Source organism: Aureimonas sp. N4 (assembly GCF_001463925.1).
Taxonomy (GTDB): domain Bacteria; phylum Pseudomonadota; class Alphaproteobacteria; order Rhizobiales; family Rhizobiaceae; genus Aureimonas; species Aureimonas ureilytica_A.
Window position 1 is genome coordinate 1 of the sequence record NZ_BBWS01000047.1, and the last position, 17,965, is coordinate 17,965.

Genomic DNA, 17,965 nt, shown 5'->3' on the forward strand with positions numbered 1-17,965 from the left:
CCCGCCGCGCGACTGGCGCGATGGGCCACCGCCTCCGCCGCCTCCGGGTGCGCGCCGCCCCATTGGCGACCGCGAAGCCATTCGCATTGCGCGCGGCGAAGGCCTGCGCGACGTGGATCAGGTATTTCGCCGGGGTCGTACGATCCGCGTCGATGGGTTCGACCGCGACGATGACGATATCAGCGTGATCATCGACGCCCGCACCGGCGACGTTCTCGACGTTCGCTAAGCGTTCATCGATCTTCGAAAGCGCCGCGTCGGCTTGTCGCCGGTGCGGCTTTGCTCTGCGTGCTCGGCCTCCGACCATTCATTGTGTTCGAATCGATTGCGTTTCGCCGGAGCGAACCCACCTATGGTCCGACCATGATGGACATGCGCCTTTCCCCCTCCGGCCCCAAGCGGCCCGCCTCCCGTTTCGACGGGCGCGGCGTGACCGCCGTTCTGGGCCCCACCAACACCGGCAAGACCTTTCTGGCGATCGAGCGGATGGTGGCGCATTCGTCGGGCGTCATCGGCCTGCCGCTGCGGCTTCTCGCACGCGAGGTCTACCAGCGCACGGTGGAGCGCGTCGGTCTCGGCGCGGTCTCGCTGATCACCGGCGAGGAAAAGATCAAGCCGCCCAATGCGCGCTATCAGGTGTGCACCGTCGAGGCCATGCCGCGCGAAACGCCGGCGGAATTCGTGGCGATCGACGAGGTGCAACTGGCTGGCGACCTGGAGCGCGGGCACATTTTCACCGACCGCATTCTGCATACGCGGGGTCGCTCGGAAACGCTGCTTCTGGGCTCGGCCACGATGCGCGGAGTCCTGGAGCGGCTCCTGCCGGGCATTCAATGCGTGACGCGCCCGCGCATGTCGCAGCTTCTCTATGCCGGCTCCAAGAAGATCACGCGCCTGCCGCGCCGCTCGGCCATCGTCGCCTTCTCGGCCGAAGAGGTCTACGCGATCGCCGAATTGATCAGGCGGCAGCGGGGTGGGGCGGCCGTGGTGCTCGGCGCGCTCAGCCCCCGCACGCGCAACAAACAGGTGGAGCTTTATCAGAACGGCGAGGTCGAGTTTCTGGTCGCCACCGACGCGATCGGCATGGGCCTCAATCTCGACGTCGATCACGTCGCCTTCGCGCAGGACTGGAAATTCGACGGGTTCCAGTATCGCCAGCTGAACCCCTCCGAATACGGCCAGATCGCCGGGCGCGCGGGCCGTCATGTGCGCGACGGCACGTTCGGCGTGACGGGGCGCGTCGATCCCCTGTCGCAGGAACTGGTGGAAGCGCTGGAGTCGCACATTTTCGACCCCGTGCGCGTGTTGCAATGGCGCTCGCGCCAGCTCGATTTCACCTCGCTGGAAACGCTGCGCCGCAGCCTGGACACGCTGCCCCCGGACGAAGCCCTGGCCCGCGCCCTCCCGTCGGTGGACCAGCGCGCGCTGGATTTTCTCTCGCGCGACGACGCCGTGATGAAGGCCGCCAAGGGCGCGAAGAATGTCGAGTTGCTCTGGGAAGCCTGCAAGCTGCCCGATTACCGGCGCATCGCCCCGGCGCAACACGCCGAAATCATCGCCTCCATCTATGGCGATCTCGTTCGGCGCGGTACAGTGGCGGAAGACTACATGGCTTCGCAGGTGCGGCGGGCTGATTCCACCGAGGGCGATATCGACACGCTTTCGCAGCGGATCGCCGAAATCCGTACGTGGACCTATATTTCGCATAGACCCGGCTGGCTGTCTGATCCGACACACTGGCAGGAAAACACACGGGCAATCGAAGATCGATTGTCCGACGCGCTGCACGACAGGTTGACGAAACGCTTCGTAGATCGCAGGACAAGCGTCCTGATGAAGCGGCTGAGAGAGAACGCATTCATGGAAGCTGAAATCGGCAGCGACGGCACGGTGCTCGTGGAGGGCCACCTTGTGGGCGAGCTGCAAGGGTTCAGGTTCACGCCGGACGTGAAGTCCGACGGGCCCGACGCCAAGGCCGTCCGCGCCGCAGCGCAAAAAGCGCTCGCGGGCGAGTACGACAAGCGGGCCGAGCGTTTCTTCAACGCCCCGAACGGAGACCTGGCTCTCGGTTCGGACGCGCTGGTGCGCTGGCTCGGAGCCCCCATCGCCAGCCTGACGGCGGGCGAGGACCCCTTGCGCCCGCGCATCGTGGTGCTGGCGGACGACCAGCTCGCGGGCCCCGCGCGCGACAGGGTCTCCCAGCGCGTGGAGCGCTTCGTTACCTACCAGATCTCCACCATCCTCAAGCCGCTGGCGGATCTGCGCGAGCCCGAAGGTCTGGAGGGAACGGCACGCGGCATCGCCTTCCGTCTCTACGAGAATTTCGGCCTGATCCAGCGCCGGGACATTTCGGAAGAGGTGCGCGGGCTCGATCAGGACGCGCGCGCGGCCCTGCGCCGGCTCGGCGTGCGCTTCGGCGCCTACCATATTTTCCTGCCGGCCCTCGTGAAGCCGGCCCCCGCCGCGCTGATGACGCTGCTCTGGGCTGTCGCCCATGACGGGCGCGACAAGCCGGGCTTCGGCGAGGTCACGCAGCTTCTGGCGACCGGGCGCACCTCGGTTCAGCCCGATGCCACGTTCGATCCGATCTTCTATTCGCTGGCCGGCTATCGCCTGCTCGGCCGACGCGCGGTGCGCATCGACATTCTGGAGCGTCTCGCGGACCTGATTCGCCCCGCGCTTGCCTGGACCCCCGGCGCGGGCAAGCGCCCGGACGGCGCCTATAACGGGCGCGAGTTCCTGGTGACGCCCTCGATGATGTCGATTCTCGGCGCGACCGCCGACGACATGGATGAAATCCTGAAGGGTCTCGGCTATCGCTCGCAGGGTGTCGACCAGCGCGAGGTCGATGCGACCTTCGCCAAGCAGGACGAGGCGGCCAGCGCCGCGCTCGCCGCTGGTCAGCAGGCTGCCGAGGTCAGCGCCGAGGACGCCAAGATTCTCGAGGAAGGCGCCCTTCTGGCCGAGGTCGGCGACGTGCCGGCGCAGGACGGCATCGCTTCCGAAACCGAAGCGGGCGAGCCGTTGGCGTCGGCCGACAGCCTGTCGGTCTCCGATCTTCAGCCGGCCATGGCGCCGGGCGCTGCCTTGCAGGACGAGGATCTCGCCTCCGTCACGGGCGATGATCCGCGTCCGGTGGATGCGATTCTGAGCGATCAGTCGCCTTCTTCGGCGGACGAGAGCGAGACGCGGCTGGCTTCTGCGGTGAGCGATCCCGTGTCCCAGGAAACGCCTGTCGAGACCGCTTTGTCGGAAGCCTCGCCCGAGGATGCCGGCACTGTGGCGGATCTCGTGCCCGAACAGCCGGCCAAGATCGTTCATCTCTGGCGTCCGTTCCGGGGCGAGAACCGCCAGCGCGGCCAGGGTCGCGGTGCGCCCGGCGCGCGCGGGCCGGGCCGTCATGGCGGGGGCGGTCGTTCGGCTGGTCCGCGTGCCGGCGAAGCGGAAGCCACGACGGCAGCGGGCGAAGCGCGCGGCGACAACCGCCAGCGTTTCGGCCGTGGTGGCGGGCAGGGGCGCAATGAGCAGGGTGGTGGCGAAGGGCGCGGTGCGCGCTTCGGCGGCAAGGGTGGCGAGCGTCGTGACGGCGGCTCGCGCGACCATCAGAGCCGCGACGGCGGCCGCGAGCGCGAGGAGCGCTTCGGCGGTCCGCGCGGGGGCAAGCCTCACGCCAAGCCCGAGCGCGATGCTTCGCGCAGCGTGGGTGCGGAGCAGCGCCGCCCCGACAAGCCGAAGCCGATCGATCCCGATAGCCCCTTCGCCAAGCTCGCGGCGCTGAAGGACAAGCTGAAGTAAGAAGGCCGGAGGGCATATGGCGGCAGGCGGAGAACAGCGCATCGACAAGTGGCTGTTTTTCGCGCGCGTCGTCAAATCCCGCTCTCTGGCCCAGAAACTCGCGCTATCGGGTGCGGTGCGGGTCAATCGCGAGAAGGTCGGCCATGCCGCGCGCATCGTGCGCCCCGGCGATGTCCTGACCATTTCCGTGCATGAGCGGATTCGGGTGCTGAAGGTGCTCGATCCCGGCTTGCGCCGGGGGCCAGCCAGCGAGGCGGCCCGCCTTTACGAAGACCTGACGCCGCCGGCCCAGCGCGGAGCCGCGCCGCTCGATCTCTCCGAACTCGACGAATCCGCGTTCGATGAGGCCGATGTCGATGAACTGCCCGTGCGCTAGATCAAAACGTCTCGTCTCACATGGTCTGTCCGTGCGCTCGCTCCGATCCGGTGGAGCGACACGTCAGCTGGAAGAACGTTCCGGTTCGTGCCTGCAATAAGCATTGCGATGCCCTTGCCAGTCGGGGTGTGAGGGGCTAACTCCGCAGCCAACCGGGCGTGGTCGATCCTGCGCCTTCGCGATACGCCTCGTCACTGCGCGCGGCATCGTCGCTTTCGTCTTTTAAGAGCGTTCAGTCCGGGTCAGGCTCCCGCCGACGCGGCTTGGACGCGGAAGTTCCGGGAACCTGCCATGACCTATGTCGTCACCGACAACTGCATTCGCTGCAAGTACATGGACTGCGTGGAAGTCTGTCCAGTGGACTGCTTCTACGAAGGCGAGAACATGCTGGTCATCCATCCCGACGAATGCATCGATTGCGGCGTCTGCGAACCCGAATGCCCCGCCGAGGCCATCAAGCCCGACACCGAGCCGCAGCTCGACAAATGGCTGAAGCTGAACGCCGATTATGCCACGCAGTGGCCCAACATCACCGTGAAGCGCGATCCTCCGGCTGATGCCAAGGATATGGACGGCGTGGACGGCAAGCTGGAGAAGTTCTTCTCCACCGCCCCCGGCCAGGGCGACTGAACGCTCGCCGATCAAGACCTTCGGCCGCATGGTGGGCCGGAGCGGATGCAAGGGCGGCGGCGCGATGGGCTCGCCCCCTCGCGACGCAATGTCGGTATCATGCCGACGTGCCCTGATACTGAAATGGCAGATGGTGCTTGATCCCCGCGCCATCTCCTTCTAGCGTGGTTCTCGTTTACCTCGCTTCGCCAGCGCCGCCGGTTGAAGTGGGAGCCATGGCCGACCGTTCGATCCGGCGGCAGACCCGTTCGCCCGTCTCAACTGATTGAGCGGCTGCGGGCCCCTCTTGCAGAAAATGCAGGGGAGGGCGCGCGGCCATGCTTTGACGTGCGCATTTCAGTTGAAATTTTGAACGGAAGAAGGTATTATTTCTGCAACAGTCGAATGTCGACGTCGAGCACACCCGCTTGGCCGAGGCTTACGGCGCTTCCGGAAGGTTTTCCCGCACGACCCGTCTTATCGATCGCCGCTTGCGTGCGGCTGTCCTTGGTTTGGTCGTGACGGTTGGTCCACCGAGGTTCCAGACTGCCCGGCCCATTCCGGACCGGCACGCTCAGTTCGCGACCGCTCGGTCGTGCCGTGCATAGCGGCCTTCGTCGCTCTGCACAACAGGGAGTTTACCAGCGTATGAGCAATCAGAAGAAGACCTCCCAGCGTCAGGGTTTCAAGACCGGCGAAAGCATCGTTTATCCCGCGCATGGCGTGGGTCAGATCGTTGCGATCGAGGAGCAGGTGGTCGCGGGCATGAAGCTCGAACTCTTCGTGATCGACTTCGAGAAGGACAAGATGCGTCTCAAGGTGCCGGTCGCCAAGGCCGAGCAGGTTGGTATGCGCAAACTGTCCGAAACGGATTTCGTTGAGCGCGCCCTGAAGGTCGTGCAGGGCCGCGCCCGCGTGAAGCGCACCATGTGGAGCCGCCGCGCGCAGGAATATGACGCGAAGATCAACTCGGGCGATCTCATCGCTATTGCCGAGGTGGTTCGCGATCTGTACCGGGCCGATTCCCAGCCCGAGCAGTCCTATTCGGAACGCCAGCTGTATGAAGCCGCTCTCGGCCGCATGGCGCGCGAACTCGCCGCCGTGAACGAGGTCAGCGAGACCGAAGCCGTTCGCCTGATCGAGACCAACCTCAACAAGGGTCCCAAGCGAACCGCCAAGGTGCTCGAAGAGGACGAAGAGGACACCGGCGTGGACGCCGAGCAGGAAGAGGCCGCGTAAGCGGCGACCCTCTCTGCACGAAGTGGATATGCTGAAAAGCCGGCCAGCCCTCTGGCCGGCTTTCTTTATCGCGGTGAATTTGCTAGAGACAAAGATATCGGAGTCGAGCCCCGCTCCTCCCTTTTTCCCTCGCTCTTGATCTCGAAATAAAAGCGCTATCTCGCTCAAAAAAGTTTCCGGCTGCCGGAACCTTCGTCGGAACCGCGCGTTTTGCAGTCAGAGAGCCCGTGGGAGAAGCATCCCATCCGGCTCGATGTGATTGTGTTATCGACGTTTTCGGAAGGTTCCATCATGAAGTCCCAGTCCTCGCGTCGCCACCTCATCCAAGCCGCCATGGCCGCCCCCTATCTGGCCCGGGAGGAAGAGTACGAGCTGGCTGTGCGTTGGAAGGAGCATCACGATCAGGAAGCCCTTCACAAGATCACCTCCGCCCATATGCGGTTGGTAATTTCCATGGCGTCGAAGTTCCGCCATTTCGGCCTCGCCATGAACGATCTGATCCAGGAAGGGCATGTCGGCCTTCTGGAAGCGGCGGCCCGCTTCGAGCCCGAGCGTGAGGTTCGCTTCTCGACCTATGCGACCTGGTGGATCCGCGCCTCGATCCAGGACTATATCCTGCGCAACTGGTCCATCGTGCGCGGCGGCACGTCCTCCGCCCAGAAGGCGCTCTTCTTCAACTTGCGTCGTTTGCGCGCCCGCCTCAGCCAGGGCAGCGAGAGCCTGTCGGGCACCGAGATGTATAAGGAAATCGCGACGGCGCTGAAAGTGTCCGAAGGCGATGTGGCTTTGATGGACTCGCGCCTGTCCGGCCCGGATTCCTCGCTCAACGCCCCGCTGATGGAAGACGAGTCCGGCTCTGCTGATCGTCAGGACTTCCTCGTCTCCAACGACCCGCTGCCGGACGAGATGGTGTCCGCCTCGATCGACGACGAGCGCCGCGTCATCTGGCTGCGCTCCGCGCTGGACGTGCTCAGCGAGCGCGAGTTGAAGATCATCCGCGAGCGTCGTTTGCAGGACGATGGCGCGACGCTGGAAGCCTTGGGCTCCAAGCTCGGCATTTCGAAGGAGCGCGTGCGCCAGATCGAAACTCGCGCTCTGGAAAAGCTGCGCATCGCTCTCCTGAAGGCCAACCCGGACGAAGCGGCGTTCATCAGCTGATCGGTTCGCAAAGGCACAAACGAAAAGGGCCACCTTCGGGTGGCCTTTTTTCGTTGCGGCTTCGCCGGAGAGGGAAGGGGAGATCACCCGTTCGGATGGATAGATCTATTCCGCGATGATCTTGTAGCGCTCGCCAGCGTCGATCTCGCTGTCGGGCGTCAGATCGTTCAAGAGGCGGAACATATCGACCTTGCGATCGACGCCCTGGATGCGCTCGGCCAGCGAGTCTTCCGTGTCGCCCGCCTTGGCGGTGACGATGCGGATGCGCAGGGGCTTCAGATTGTTGCGCTCGGCCGGAGACAGGAGGCGGAAGGACTGCGCGATGCTGCCCGAAATGCCGGCGAGCTTGGCCGAGGAGTCGGCCGGAAGCGCGGTCAGGAAGCGATAGACCTGCCCGCCGATGCGGATCACCGTGACGTTGAAGACATAGGAGCCGCCCGCCGCCTGCGCCGACACGGCCGGCAGCCCGTTGACCTGAATGGTGCGAATGGAGGTCCGGTCGAGACCGCCGACCCAGCCGCTCTGGATATAGTCGGTGAGGCTCGTGGTTTCCGGCACGGCGATGCCGTCGAAGCGCACGGCCGTATCGCCCGGCCCGGTCGCCAGGACAGCCTCGGCCGTATTGTCGATCATGAAGCCTTCGGGCGCGGTGAAGGTGATGCCGAGGCCGGGATGGTAGAAGGTGCGCCCGCGCACATAGCCTTCGGACGCCGTGTCGCCAAACAGCATTCCGTCGATGCCGCTCAGATAGCGGTTGCGATCCGTCACGCCGACGCCTTCCGGCCCGAAGGCGGACGCGTGTCTGCGCGCCAGTTCCACGCGCTGCGGCGCGGCTGGATGCGAGGCCAGGAAGTCGAGCTGCGGATTGGTCGCCTGGAACGCGTTGCGGAAATTGGAGAACGTGTCCATCGTCTTCAGGAAGCGGGCGGCGGCATAGGGATCGTAGCCCGCGTCCCCCGTCTGCTTGATGCCCATGGCATCGGCCTGAAGCTCCTGATTGCGCGAAAAGCTGGCGAGGTTCAGCCGCCCGCGCGCAAGGGCCGCGCGCGCCGCCGTGTCGCTCGACAGGACTTCGGACACGACGCGCCCGGCGAGTTCCGCCGCTTCCTCGCGCTGCTGGCGCTCGATGCCGTGATTGGCGCGCACATGGCCCATCTCATGCGCCAGAACCGCCGCGACCTCGGCCGAATCGTTGGCGAGCGCCAGCAGACCGCGCGTCACATAGAGAAAGCCGCCCGGCAGCGCGAAGGCGTTGATATTGGGCGAGTTCAGAACCGTGATGCGATAGGCGCGGTTGGGATCTTCCGACACGGCGGCGAGCTTGCCGACGATGCCGGCCAGCATCAGCTCCAGCTTCGGGTCGGAATAGGCCCCGCCATAGGCCGCGAGAATCTTGGGATGCTGCGACTTGCCGATGGTGGATTGCGGGTCGGAGGACTGCACCGCATCGAAGGACACAGGTTGGCGGCTCTGCCCCGGCAGGTAGCCCGACTGAACGTCGGGGCTGATCGCGGCTTCCTCCAGCCCGGCGCCGAGCGTGGTACAGCCGGCGAGAAACGCGATCGGCCATGCGACCATCGCCCCCTTGAGCGCGCGACGAACCAGCGAGCTGGTTCGTGCGACGCCGAGCGGCGAAATCTCATGCACCATGGCCGACGATTCCCTACGGTAACTTCCCTGCGAGTCCGGCTTGATCTACCCGAAACCGACCGCGCTGCGAAAGGGTTGATGCGTCACACAGAATTTCAAAACGACATCGTTTCTTCGCTTTTGGCGATGCACGGGGAAAAGGACCAAATTACGATCCCGTGACCCGAGGCGCCTGCCCGAGATAGGCGCGAAGGCGGGGATCCTGCTCGTGGTCCAGGATATGTTCGACCGTTCCGGTGAGATGAATGCGCCCCGCGTCCAGAAAGGCGATGCGATCGGCAAAACCGCGCGCGTCCTCCGGGTGATGCGTCACCATGACGATGGTCGGTGGCGCGGCCGCGCGCTCACGCAGGGCTGCAACCAGCGCCAGCATGTCTTGGCGCAGGGCTGGGCCAAGCGCGGCGAAGGGCTCGTCCAGAAGCAGGATCGGGCGCTCGCGCAGGAACAGGCGCGCGAGCGCGACGCGCTGCCGCTCGCCGCCCGACATCTCCGCCGGGCGACGGTTCGCGAGGTCTTCTAGCCCGATCGCAGCGAGGGCTTCGCGGGCTTGCAGGCGGGCTGCGTGGCTGAAGCGGGCGCGCGGCTCCAGCCCGATGGCGATATTCTCCTCCGCCGTCAGATGGGCGAAGAGATTGTTGTCCTGAAACATCATGCCGATCGGCCGCGCGGCGGGCTCGGCTTTGGTATAGTCCTTACCCAGAAGCCGCAGCGTGCCCCCTTCGGGCAAGAGAAACCCGGCGACGAGATCGAGCAGCGTCGATTTGCCCGCGCCGGACGGGCCGATCAGCGCCAGCCATTCGCCCTCGGGCACATGGAGATCGAAGCGCATCTCGGCGCCTTCATAGCGATGGGTCAGACCGGAGAGTTCGATCGCGTTCATTCCGGCGCCCTTTCGCGCAAGCCCCGCGCGGCGAGAAGCTCGGCCGCGAGAATGAGAAGGAGACACAGCGCGCCGAGAAGGAGCGCGAGGCCTTCCGCATCCGTCGAGCGATAGGAGCCCATGCGCTGGAGAAGCAGCGTCGGCAATGTCACGAAATCCTGGTTGCCGAACAGCGCGACCGCGCCAAGATCGCCCAGCGCCAGAGCCAATCCGAGGGACGCCGAGAGCGCGAGCGGGCGGCCGAGCGCGGCCAATTCCACATGGCGCAGCCGCGCCCAGCCGGATAGGCCGAGGCTGGCGGCGAGCCGCCCGCCGCGCCGCGCGGCGGCCTCCGCCTCGGGCGCGAGAATGCGCGTGGCAAAGGGCAGGATCGCCATGGCGTTGGCCAGCACCGCGACGGCGGGCGCAAGGCGCGCGACATCGCCGGTCAGGCGTAATGCCAGAAACCAGCCCGCGCCGACGAGGATGGGCGGCACGACGAGGCCGAGCGCCGGCACCAGCCTGATAACGAGACGTGGCAGGCCGGACAAACCGGAAGAGAGAACCAATGCAAGGGACAGCGCAAGGCCGAGCGCGGTCGCCGCCACCGCAATGCCGAGGCTGGTCAGCGCGGCGCGTTGCACCATCGGATCGGAAACGAGCTTGCCAAGATCGGCGCGCAAGCCGCTCTGGAGAATGGCCGCGAAAGGCGAGAGCAGAAACAGAAGGCCGATTGCCAGCACCAGCGCATCGAAACCGGCGCGCCAAGGCGAACGCGGATCGAACCGGCGCTGCGTCGCACCGAGGCTGAAGGCGCTGGAGGCCGCGGGAGAGCGGGCGAGAAGGGTCGGCAGCAGGAACAGGCTGACGAGCGTGATCTGCGCGAGCGTCAAGGCCAGCGCGCGATCGGGCGCGAAGTCATAGCGCAGCGACTGATAGATCGCGACCTGAAGCGTCGTCGCGGCCGGTCCACCGCCGAGCACCAGGACCAGCGTGAAGCTCGTGAAGCACAGCATGAAGACCAGCGCTGCCGCGCCGGGCAGGATTGCGCGCAGCGCCGGCGCTTCCAGCAGCCGAAACACGGCGAGCGGCGAGAGCGCCAACTGACCGGCCAGCTTCCAGCTTTCCGCCGGCACGCTCTGAAGCCCGCCCAAGGCCACCCGCGCCACCAGCGGCATATTGAAGAAGACATGCGCGACGAGAATGCCGGTCAACCCATAGATGGACGGGCGGGGCAGGCCTAGAAACACGAAGGCGTCAGCCAGCGCGCCGTTGCGACCGAACACGGTGACGAGGCCGAGCGCCCCGACCAGCGTCGGCAGCGCCTGCGGCAGAAGAAACAGGCGCAGGACAAGGACGCGCCCCGGCAGGCGGCTTCGATGCAGCGCCAGCGCCAGTGGAACGCCGAAGAGCAGCGACAGAAGAGTCGAGAGAAGGGCCTGAAACAGCGTGAAGCCGATGACGCCCAGAAGATAGGAATCCGTCAGGCTCGATAGTGCCGTTCCAGTGCTCTGCGAGGAGACGCCGAGCACCAGAAATGGTGCGAACAGAAACACCAAGACCAGCGCGAGCGCCGCCAAGGCTGCGCCGCGCCGCCGCCCTTGCTCGGCTCGTGACAGAAAAAGTGTGCCGCCCGGCGTCGCGTCGCTCATGCCGGTCTCTTGCCCCGCGTGGCAACGCGAAGGAGTTCGGGCACCAGCGCGCCGGCGCTCGTGCCGCTCAGCGGCCGAGCGCGCGAAGCCATTCGCTCGTCCAGGTCTCGCGCTGCGCGGCCACCGTCTCGGCATCGATCGCGAGCGGCTTGGTGGGCTGCACCAGCGTCTCGAAAGCCGCCGGCAGAGGCTCGGCCGGTTTGGTGGCGGGCAGGGCCCAATTTCCGGTCGGGATCAGCTTCTGGAAGGCCGGCGTCAGCATGAAGGCAAGAAAGCGCTGGGTAAGTTCGGGATGCTTCGATGTGCGCAGCCGCCCGGCGAGTTCGACCTGGAGATAATGCCCTTCGGAAAAGCTTGCCGCCTTGTAGCGATCGGTGCCTTCCTCGATCTGATGATAGGCCGGGGACGTCGTGTAGGAGAGGACGATCGGCACTTCGCCTTTGGTGAACAGGCCATAGGCCTCGCTCCAACCGGGCGTCACCGTCAGGATGCGGCGCGAGAGCGTGCGCCATTTCTCCTCGGCCTGATCGCCATAGACGGCTTTCATCCAGAGCAGAAACCCGAGGCCGGGCGTGGAGGTGCGCGGGTCCTCGATCGCGATCTTCTGGTCGGGATCGCCGTTCACCAATTCGTCGAGGCTCGTCGGCGGCGTCTTCACGCTTTGCGTGTCATAGACGAAGGCGAGATAGGAATAGTCGAAGGGAACGAAGACATCGTCCGAAAAGCCGCCGGGAATGGCGAGCGGCGACAGATCGACATTCGACGGCGCGAACAGACCCGTCTTCTTGAATTCCGGCACGAGTTCGGCCGTGAGACCCAGCGCGACATCGGCCTGCGTCGTCTCGCCCTCGAGCTTCAGCCGGTTGAGAATGGCGACGCCATCCTCCAGCCCGACAAAACGCAACTCGCAGCCGCACTCGGCCTCGAACGCGGTCTTGACCTTCGGCCCCGGCCCCCAATCCGGCACGAAGCTTTCATAGGTATAGACGGTGAGAACGGGCTTGGCGCCATCCTGCGCGAAGGCGCTGGAGGCCGCCGACAGAGCCAGCGTGAGGCAGAGACCGGCTAAGAGCCGGGGCCAAAACCCTGCGGGTCGATCCGCCGGGTCCTTGCGCCCCCGATCATCGTTGCCGATGCTTGGCCCTGCGCTGCATCGGCTCCGCTCGGCACCTAGTCCGCAACGCAAATCCCTCGCCGCTCCTCCGCCGCAAGGTTCTGTCCCCGGTTCTGAACTGAGGTGAGACATCCCGTTCTCCAAAAGTTCGAACGAACGGGACGGGCTGGGGCCGTGGCCCCGGCGCTCCCCATCCCTCCGCCGGTACGAGCCGGATCAGGTTCATCGGGTTGGCGCGTCGCCTCTCAGCCCCTGGAAGGGCACCCCGTGTGAGCGCCTTTTATCTAGAGGTTGCGTAGAGAGGCGGCAAGGGAGGGCTCGATTCGTCCACTGGCATCCCGGCCGCTTGCGCCCTATGCAGACCCATATGAGTCGCTTTGCCATTCTTCTCGCCGGGCCGATCGCGCCGAACTCCGAGCTTCGCGAGGCCCTTGCGGGCCGGCGCGTCATCGCGGCCGATGGCGGCATCGAACATGCCGCCGCGCTGGGCCTCTTTCCCGAACTCTGGATCGGCGATTTCGATTCCGCTCCGTCCGAGCTGCCGTTCGCCCTACGTGGTCTTTCCATTCCCCGCGAGACCTTCCCGCGGGACAAGGACCGGACGGACGGGGAACTCGCCATCGACGCCGCCAAGGCGAGGGGAGGGCACGATCTGCTTCTGGTCGGTGCGCTGGGCGGGCGCAGCGACCACGCCTTCTCGCATCTCGTGATCGCCCTGCGCGAGGCGGAGGCCGGCCTCACCATCGAACTCTTCGACGGTATCGAGCGCGCCCTGCCGCTGCGCCCCGGCTGGCAGGACGTGCCGGCAGCCCCCGGCGCTCAGTTCTCGCTTCTGAAATTCTCCGATCTTGAGGGTCTGTCGATCGAGGGCGCGCGCTTCCCGCTGACCCGCGTCGACGTGCCCTTCGCCTCGATCCTCACCCAGTCCAATGAAGCCACCGGCCCCATCCGCATCGGCCTCGAAGGAGGACGCACCATCCTTCTCCTGCAGGCCGACCCGACCCGCCGCTGAAACCACCCCGCCACCCTTGGCCAACCGCTCCCCCTCAGCTATAACACACGCAGGGTCCCATAGCTCAGCAGGATAGAGCACCAGATTCCTAATCTGGGGGTCATAGGTTCGAATCCTATTGGGATCACTTTTGAATTCAGTGCTTTAGCCTGCTTGGCCTAGTGAGGCGTTCCTACGGTGTTCCCGAAGGCGTTCCTAAGCCTTCTTAGAGGGCTCGCGGGCCGCTACGCGCGCTGATGCTACGGTGCGGGTCTTGCTGAGCGTTTTGCGGCTGTAGCGGGCCGTCGTTGCGATCTGAGAATGATTCGCGTGGTGGCGCATGGCTTCCAGATCGACGCCCGCGTCTGTGCCTTCGGTCACGCCTCCGGCACGGCTATCTCTGTTCCAGGTCGTCTCGGGAACGCCGGCCTCGGTCGCTACCCGTCTCCAGATGTTTGCGAAGTCCCGATAGCGATAGGGCAGTCCCGTCTTTTCCTTCGTGATAATGGGGCCGATCCGCTTCTCTGGCGGGATGAGGGCCAGCACCTGGGCCAAGAGTGGGTAAGCGTTGGTGTCGTGGACGGCCTCCTGGCCGGTCTTGGTGGTCCGCTTTCGCAGGATGCCGTCCGCGTCGATCTCGTTCCAAAGGAGGCCGCCCGACCAACGGCGGCCGAGGTAGACGATGCCGGCCTTGCTGCCGTCTTCTACGATCGTCCAGTAGCCGATCACGTCGATTTGCCGGAGGGTCAGCTCGAACTGGAGCGCTTGGGCGATAGCGATGCTCGGCTTTCCCATCTCGATCGCCTTGGCGATGATGGCGGACGACTGCGCGAAGGTCACGAAGGCTTCACGGGCTCGCGGCGCTTCGAAGCGCATGTTTTCGAGGATCGTCGCCAGTCGGACGCACTCGGGGATATTCTCGGTCACGCCAAACTTGATGACGATCCGAACAAGCTGCATCGCCTTAAAGGCACGTCGGATGCGCTCGGGGCCGGGCAGCTCGCCGGGTTTCTTCGGCGGGGCGGGCTCGCGGAATTTTTTGTACCAGCGACGGAAGTCGGCCCCGCTGAGACGGGCGAGCTGGCGGGTGCCGACCGTCTTTTCCAAGAGGTCAAGCGATTCATCGTACATGCCGCGCGAGTTGGCTTTAAGGTCTTGGTACGCGCTGTCGGGGCTTTTGCGATAGACCGTGATTAGTCCGCGCATCGTGCCGTCAAACCGCTTGGGCTTGGTACCCCTGTCGTTGCTGATCCACTCCAAAAGCTCTGCCGTGTAGCGCTGGCAAAGCGATGCGATCTCGGCCGGGTCGGTCGCGTGGATGCGGATCGTCGGCGTGGGGTAGGAGGTTGCCTGCCGCGAGATCGCAGAGGCAACCCAATAGAGGGCTTCGCCGTCCTTTCGGCGGCGGCGTTTTAGCCCTGGCGTTCCTTTCATGACCAGTTTTCCTTTCCATCAGGATTGAGGGGCAAGGCCCCGTCGTCATCCTGACGGACGCCTTGGCGGCGGTCGAGATAGGACCGGCAAGCCGGCCAATAGCGCTTGTCCTCGAACAGCGGATCGCGGCGGGGAAAGCCGTCTTTCTCCAACACCTGCGCGATGCTGGGAAACATCGCAGCTCTCACGCCGAGGCGGGCGGCGATTTCCTTGTCGTCCAGAAAGAGCTTGTCTTGAGCGCGTTCCGCCATGCTCACACTCTCATCGGCATGAGAACGATTTCGCGGGTGTCGTCGCCTTCGTCGCGAATGAGCGGCGGGGCGCTGGCGTCGCCCATCTCCAGGCGCAGCTTCGGGCCGACCATGGTCTTGCACATGTCCTGGAGATATTTGCCGTTGAAGCCGACCGTCAGGTCAAAGTCGCAGGCGGCGTCGATCGTGTCTTCGGCCTCGCCGTTGTCGCCTTTGGAGAACAGGGTGATCTGACCGGCCGTGAACTCCATCCGGTATCGCCGGGTGTCCTTCTCGGTCAGCACCAGCAAGCGGTCGATCGCCGCCATGAGGGCGTCCAGCTCCACGATCGCGACCTGATTGTTTCCGCGCGGGATGATGCGCTCGCTGTCAGGATAGGTGCCGTCCACGAGCTTGGAATAGATCGTCAGCTTGGGGCTGCGCAGTCGGATATAGCGCTCGGACAGGTCGACCTCGATCGGCAGGTCTTCCTTATCGCCCAACTCTCGGAACATGCTGACGGTGCGGTCGGGGATGATGATGCCGGGCATGTCTCCGGCCCCGTCCGGCATGTCGAGTTCGAGGCGCGACAGGCGGTGCCCGTCCGTCGCCGTCGCCACCAGCTTGCCGGCGATCGGGCGCAGAAAGACGCCGCACAGGAAGTAGCGCGTCTCTTCCTGCGAGATCGCGAAATCGCACTTTTCGTAGATCCTACGCAGGTCGAAATGCGGGATCGTGAAGGTGTGCGTGGGATGCTTGTTCGAGATGTCAGGGAAGTCCTGCTCGGGAAAGGTCGGGAACGTGGTTCGAGCGCGTCCGCCGCGCACCGTCAGATGGGTGTCGGTGGCGTCGATCTGGAGGCGGCCGGTCGCCATCTTCGCGACTGTGGCCGCGAACGCGTGGGCCGGGATGGTGGTCGCGCCGGGCGTCACCACATCCACATTTTCGACGTGGACGGTCGTTTCGATGTCGAGGTCGGTGCCCTTGATCGTCAGTGTTCCGTCCGCGTCTAGGCGCAAGAGGAAGTTGCTGAGGATCGGGATCGTGTTGCGCGCGGCCACGATCTTGCGGGCGCGATCCAGCGCGGCCGACAGGGTGTCGCGCTGGCAGGCGAAGGCGAGGATGGTCATAGGTCCGTCCCCGCAACTTCGGGCTGGCGCAGGCACAAGATCGTCACCGGCAAGGGCAGCTCGCCCGGCGCGGCTTCGTGCATCATCGTCAGCGCTTCCAGCGTCCGCTGTTCGGCCACGAGATCGTAAAGGCGGCGCAGATCGGACAGCTTCACGCTGCTCGGGGCGTCATCGTCGCAGCATTCGCAGGCCATCAGTGCGCTCCGATCGGTGGGAAGTCTGTGGGGTTCAAGCGCTCGCCGGGGGCGATGGCGCGATCGGCGCCCGCGCGCGTGAGGGCGTAGGTGGCCGGGCCGGTGTCGGCCGAGCCTGTGCGATGGACGGCCAGCCCGGCCGCCACCATGTCGTTCCAATCCTCCTGTTCGGGCTCGCGCGGGGCGATCACGAATAGGTTGCGGTAGGACTGGCGGCGCGGGTTGGGCAGGCCGAGGGCCGCGCGGGCGAGGGTGCGCTGTTCGCGGTTCATGCGGCCTCTCCCTCGGGCTCGGGCACGAGGCCGCCGTCTGTCGTCACGTCGCACAGCATCATCGCGTAGTTCGCGAGGTCGGCCGTGTGGCGCTGGATGGCTTCGCGGTTGACGGCAAGGTTGCGCAGGCCATCGCCACGGAGCTGGTCCAGTGCCTTGCTGGCATCGCAGGCTTTGGCGAGACAGCGATCGGCCAGCCATTCGGGCTTCTCGTTGCTCCAGCCGCCCTTGTGATCGTTCTCGCGTAGGCGCTTCTCCATCCTCCCCGCGAAGGCCGCGAGATGCTGGCGGATGGTCGGTTCGGGATGGCCCGGCAACACCCGACTGCGGTGAGCAAGGGTCAGGGCCGCGATCTCGTCGGGGCCGTACCCTCTGGCCTCAAACATCCGTTCCGCGATGAAGATCATCGTCTCCGCGAAGAGGGCCGAGGTCGGGGCGAGCCGTTCGGGATCGTCCGCCCATCTCTCGATGTCGGTGGCCGCAAGGATCACGATGGCGGCGGAACAAACGACGGGCGATATGCCAGCCATCATGTCTTGAAAGCCCTTCACCAGTTCGAGGACGGCCTCGCACTGTTGGGCTTCGGTCGGGGCGGTGCTCAACGGTTGGCCTCCGCGATGACGATCGCGGCGCGCGGGGCGGGCGTCGTGCTGGCGATGGAAAAGAGGGTGACGGCGGCGATCATGCTGGCGACGGCGGCCAGCTCGGCGGCGAGATGTAGGGCGCGGCCGAGATAATGCCGTGCGATGCGGCCGATCTCGGCGACCTCCGGGGCGAGGGCGGCGCGCATCAGGCGAGGCCCTTCGCTGCGTAGACGATCAGGACGACGACGACGAGGAAGGCCGCGCCGACGCAGGCGGTCCAGAACTGTTCTTCGTCCTGCACCATGGGCGCGCTCGTCTCGCTCGGCGGCAGGACGTAGGGGCGCGGGGCCGGGGCGGCGTCGTTGGCGATCTCGCGATAGATCGCCTTCGGGTGGTCGGGGTGAAGGTTTGGGATCAACGTCCGCCCTCCCGCTTGGCGCGCGCGACCATGGCGGCGACCTCGTGGCCGAGGTCGGTCAACTCGGCGCGGTCAAGGCTCCTGTTCCGACTGGCGGGGCAGACCTTGCAGAGATTGCGCAGGGCGAGCTGCGAGACGTGATCGGCCGGGATCGGCTCGCCATCCTTGGCCATCCAGCCGAGCGAGGCGCGATTGCCGCGACGATAGGCGCGTTCCGCGAAGCGGCGCAGCGAGGCGTGGAGGTGGTCGGGGATCGTGAC

Annotated in this window: 19 protein-coding genes, 1 tRNA gene, 1 pseudogene and 1 riboswitch; of the genes and pseudogenes, 8 read left to right on the plus strand and 13 right to left on the minus strand. The window is 65.7% G+C overall.

The window, feature by feature from the left end; all coding sequences use genetic code 11:
• The 6 genes and pseudogenes from AUL28_RS23045 to AUL28_RS15675 form a co-directional block, all read left to right on the plus strand.
• Positions 1-229, plus strand: a pseudogene (locus tag AUL28_RS23045) (hypothetical protein); the annotation flags it as partial.
• Between the two features lie 134 nt (positions 230-363).
• On the plus strand, positions 364-3,795 hold the full coding sequence (locus AUL28_RS15655; protein ID WP_082640511.1) for a helicase-related protein: 3,432 nt from the start codon (positions 364-366) through the stop codon (positions 3,793-3,795).
• A 16-nt stretch (positions 3,796-3,811) separates the two neighbouring features.
• Positions 3,812-4,171 carry an RNA-binding S4 domain-containing protein gene (locus tag AUL28_RS15660; RefSeq protein ID WP_062234366.1) on the plus strand — a complete coding sequence of 120 codons (360 nt, stop codon included), beginning with the start codon at positions 3,812-3,814 and terminating at the stop codon, positions 4,169-4,171.
• A 291-nt stretch (positions 4,172-4,462) separates the two neighbouring features.
• Positions 4,463-4,801 (plus strand): ferredoxin FdxA, encoded by a 339-nt coding sequence (fdxA, locus tag AUL28_RS15665; protein ID WP_058599130.1) that lies wholly within the window; start codon positions 4,463-4,465, stop codon positions 4,799-4,801.
• A gap of 627 nt (positions 4,802-5,428) precedes the next feature.
• Positions 5,429-6,019: a CarD family transcriptional regulator gene (locus tag AUL28_RS15670; protein WP_058599129.1), complete on the plus strand. Its 591-nt coding sequence runs from the start codon at positions 5,429-5,431 to the stop codon at positions 6,017-6,019.
• A gap of 291 nt (positions 6,020-6,310) precedes the next feature.
• Positions 6,311-7,177 carry an RNA polymerase factor sigma-32 gene (locus AUL28_RS15675; RefSeq protein WP_058599128.1) on the plus strand — a complete coding sequence of 289 codons (867 nt, stop codon included), beginning with the start codon at positions 6,311-6,313 and terminating at the stop codon, positions 7,175-7,177.
• Positions 7,178-7,282: 105 nt separating this feature from the next.
• Here the strand turns inward: AUL28_RS15675 and AUL28_RS15680 are convergent, their stop codons facing one another.
• From AUL28_RS15680 to thiB, 4 genes are all read right to left on the minus strand, one after another.
• A complete protein-coding gene (locus AUL28_RS15680; protein ID WP_082640512.1) occupies positions 7,283-8,755 on the minus strand; it encodes a M48 family metalloprotease in 1,473 nt (490 codons plus the stop codon).
• Positions 8,756-8,975: 220 nt separating this feature from the next.
• Positions 8,976-9,707, minus strand: coding sequence for a thiamine ABC transporter ATP-binding protein (locus AUL28_RS15685; RefSeq protein WP_062234371.1), 732 nt, complete (start codon positions 9,705-9,707; stop codon positions 8,976-8,978).
• A complete protein-coding gene (locus AUL28_RS15690; RefSeq protein ID WP_062234374.1) occupies positions 9,704-11,338 on the minus strand; it encodes an ABC transporter permease subunit in 1,635 nt (544 codons plus the stop codon). Before AUL28_RS15690 ends, AUL28_RS15685 begins: the two co-directional genes overlap by 4 nt.
• 67 nt (positions 11,339-11,405) lie before the next feature.
• Entirely contained in the window at positions 11,406-12,386 is a 981-nt protein-coding gene (gene thiB, locus AUL28_RS15695; protein WP_062234394.1) for a thiamine ABC transporter substrate binding subunit, read from the minus strand.
• A gap of 242 nt (positions 12,387-12,628) precedes the next feature.
• A riboswitch (TPP riboswitch) is annotated at positions 12,629-12,730 on the minus strand.
• Positions 12,731-12,819: 89 nt separating this feature from the next.
• On the opposite strand from thiB, the gene AUL28_RS15700 reads away from it, so the two are divergent.
• On the plus strand, positions 12,820-13,464 hold the full coding sequence (locus tag AUL28_RS15700) for a thiamine diphosphokinase (protein WP_062234397.1): 645 nt from the start codon (positions 12,820-12,822) through the stop codon (positions 13,462-13,464).
• Positions 13,465-13,517: 53 nt separating this feature from the next.
• Positions 13,518-13,591: transfer RNA gene (locus AUL28_RS15705), tRNA-Arg, on the plus strand.
• A 68-nt stretch (positions 13,592-13,659) separates the two neighbouring features.
• Here the strand turns inward: AUL28_RS15705 and AUL28_RS15710 are convergent.
• From AUL28_RS15710 to AUL28_RS23050, 9 genes are all read right to left on the minus strand, one after another.
• Positions 13,660-14,877: a hypothetical protein gene (locus tag AUL28_RS15710; protein ID WP_062234377.1), complete on the minus strand. Its 1,218-nt coding sequence runs from the start codon at positions 14,875-14,877 to the stop codon at positions 13,660-13,662.
• Positions 14,874-15,128: a hypothetical protein gene (locus AUL28_RS15715; protein ID WP_058599124.1), complete on the minus strand. Its 255-nt coding sequence runs from the start codon at positions 15,126-15,128 to the stop codon at positions 14,874-14,876. The genes AUL28_RS15710 and AUL28_RS15715 overlap by 4 nt, the downstream gene beginning before the upstream one ends.
• 2 nt (positions 15,129-15,130) lie before the next feature.
• A complete protein-coding gene (gene dnaN / locus AUL28_RS15720; protein WP_062234380.1) occupies positions 15,131-16,237 on the minus strand; it encodes a DNA polymerase III subunit beta in 1,107 nt (368 codons plus the stop codon).
• Entirely contained in the window at positions 16,234-16,431 is a 198-nt protein-coding gene (locus tag AUL28_RS15725; protein ID WP_062234382.1) for a hypothetical protein, read from the minus strand. The genes dnaN and AUL28_RS15725 overlap by 4 nt, the downstream gene beginning before the upstream one ends.
• A complete protein-coding gene (locus AUL28_RS15730) occupies positions 16,431-16,703 on the minus strand; it encodes a hypothetical protein (RefSeq protein ID WP_058599121.1) in 273 nt (90 codons plus the stop codon). Before AUL28_RS15730 ends, AUL28_RS15725 begins: the two co-directional genes overlap by 1 nt.
• Positions 16,700-17,305 (minus strand): hypothetical protein, encoded by a 606-nt coding sequence (locus AUL28_RS15735; protein ID WP_062234385.1) that lies wholly within the window; start codon positions 17,303-17,305, stop codon positions 16,700-16,702. Before AUL28_RS15735 ends, AUL28_RS15730 begins: the two co-directional genes overlap by 4 nt.
• Positions 17,302-17,493 (minus strand): hypothetical protein, encoded by a 192-nt coding sequence (locus tag AUL28_RS15740; protein ID WP_062234388.1) that lies wholly within the window; start codon positions 17,491-17,493, stop codon positions 17,302-17,304. Before AUL28_RS15740 ends, AUL28_RS15735 begins: the two co-directional genes overlap by 4 nt.
• A complete protein-coding gene (locus tag AUL28_RS15745) occupies positions 17,493-17,705 on the minus strand; it encodes a hypothetical protein (RefSeq protein WP_058599118.1) in 213 nt (70 codons plus the stop codon). The genes AUL28_RS15740 and AUL28_RS15745 overlap by 1 nt, the downstream gene beginning before the upstream one ends.
• Positions 17,702-17,965: hypothetical protein (locus tag AUL28_RS23050; RefSeq protein WP_082640510.1), on the minus strand; the 264-nt coding region annotated here is incomplete at its 5' end. The genes AUL28_RS23050 and AUL28_RS15745, both read right to left, overlap by 4 nt.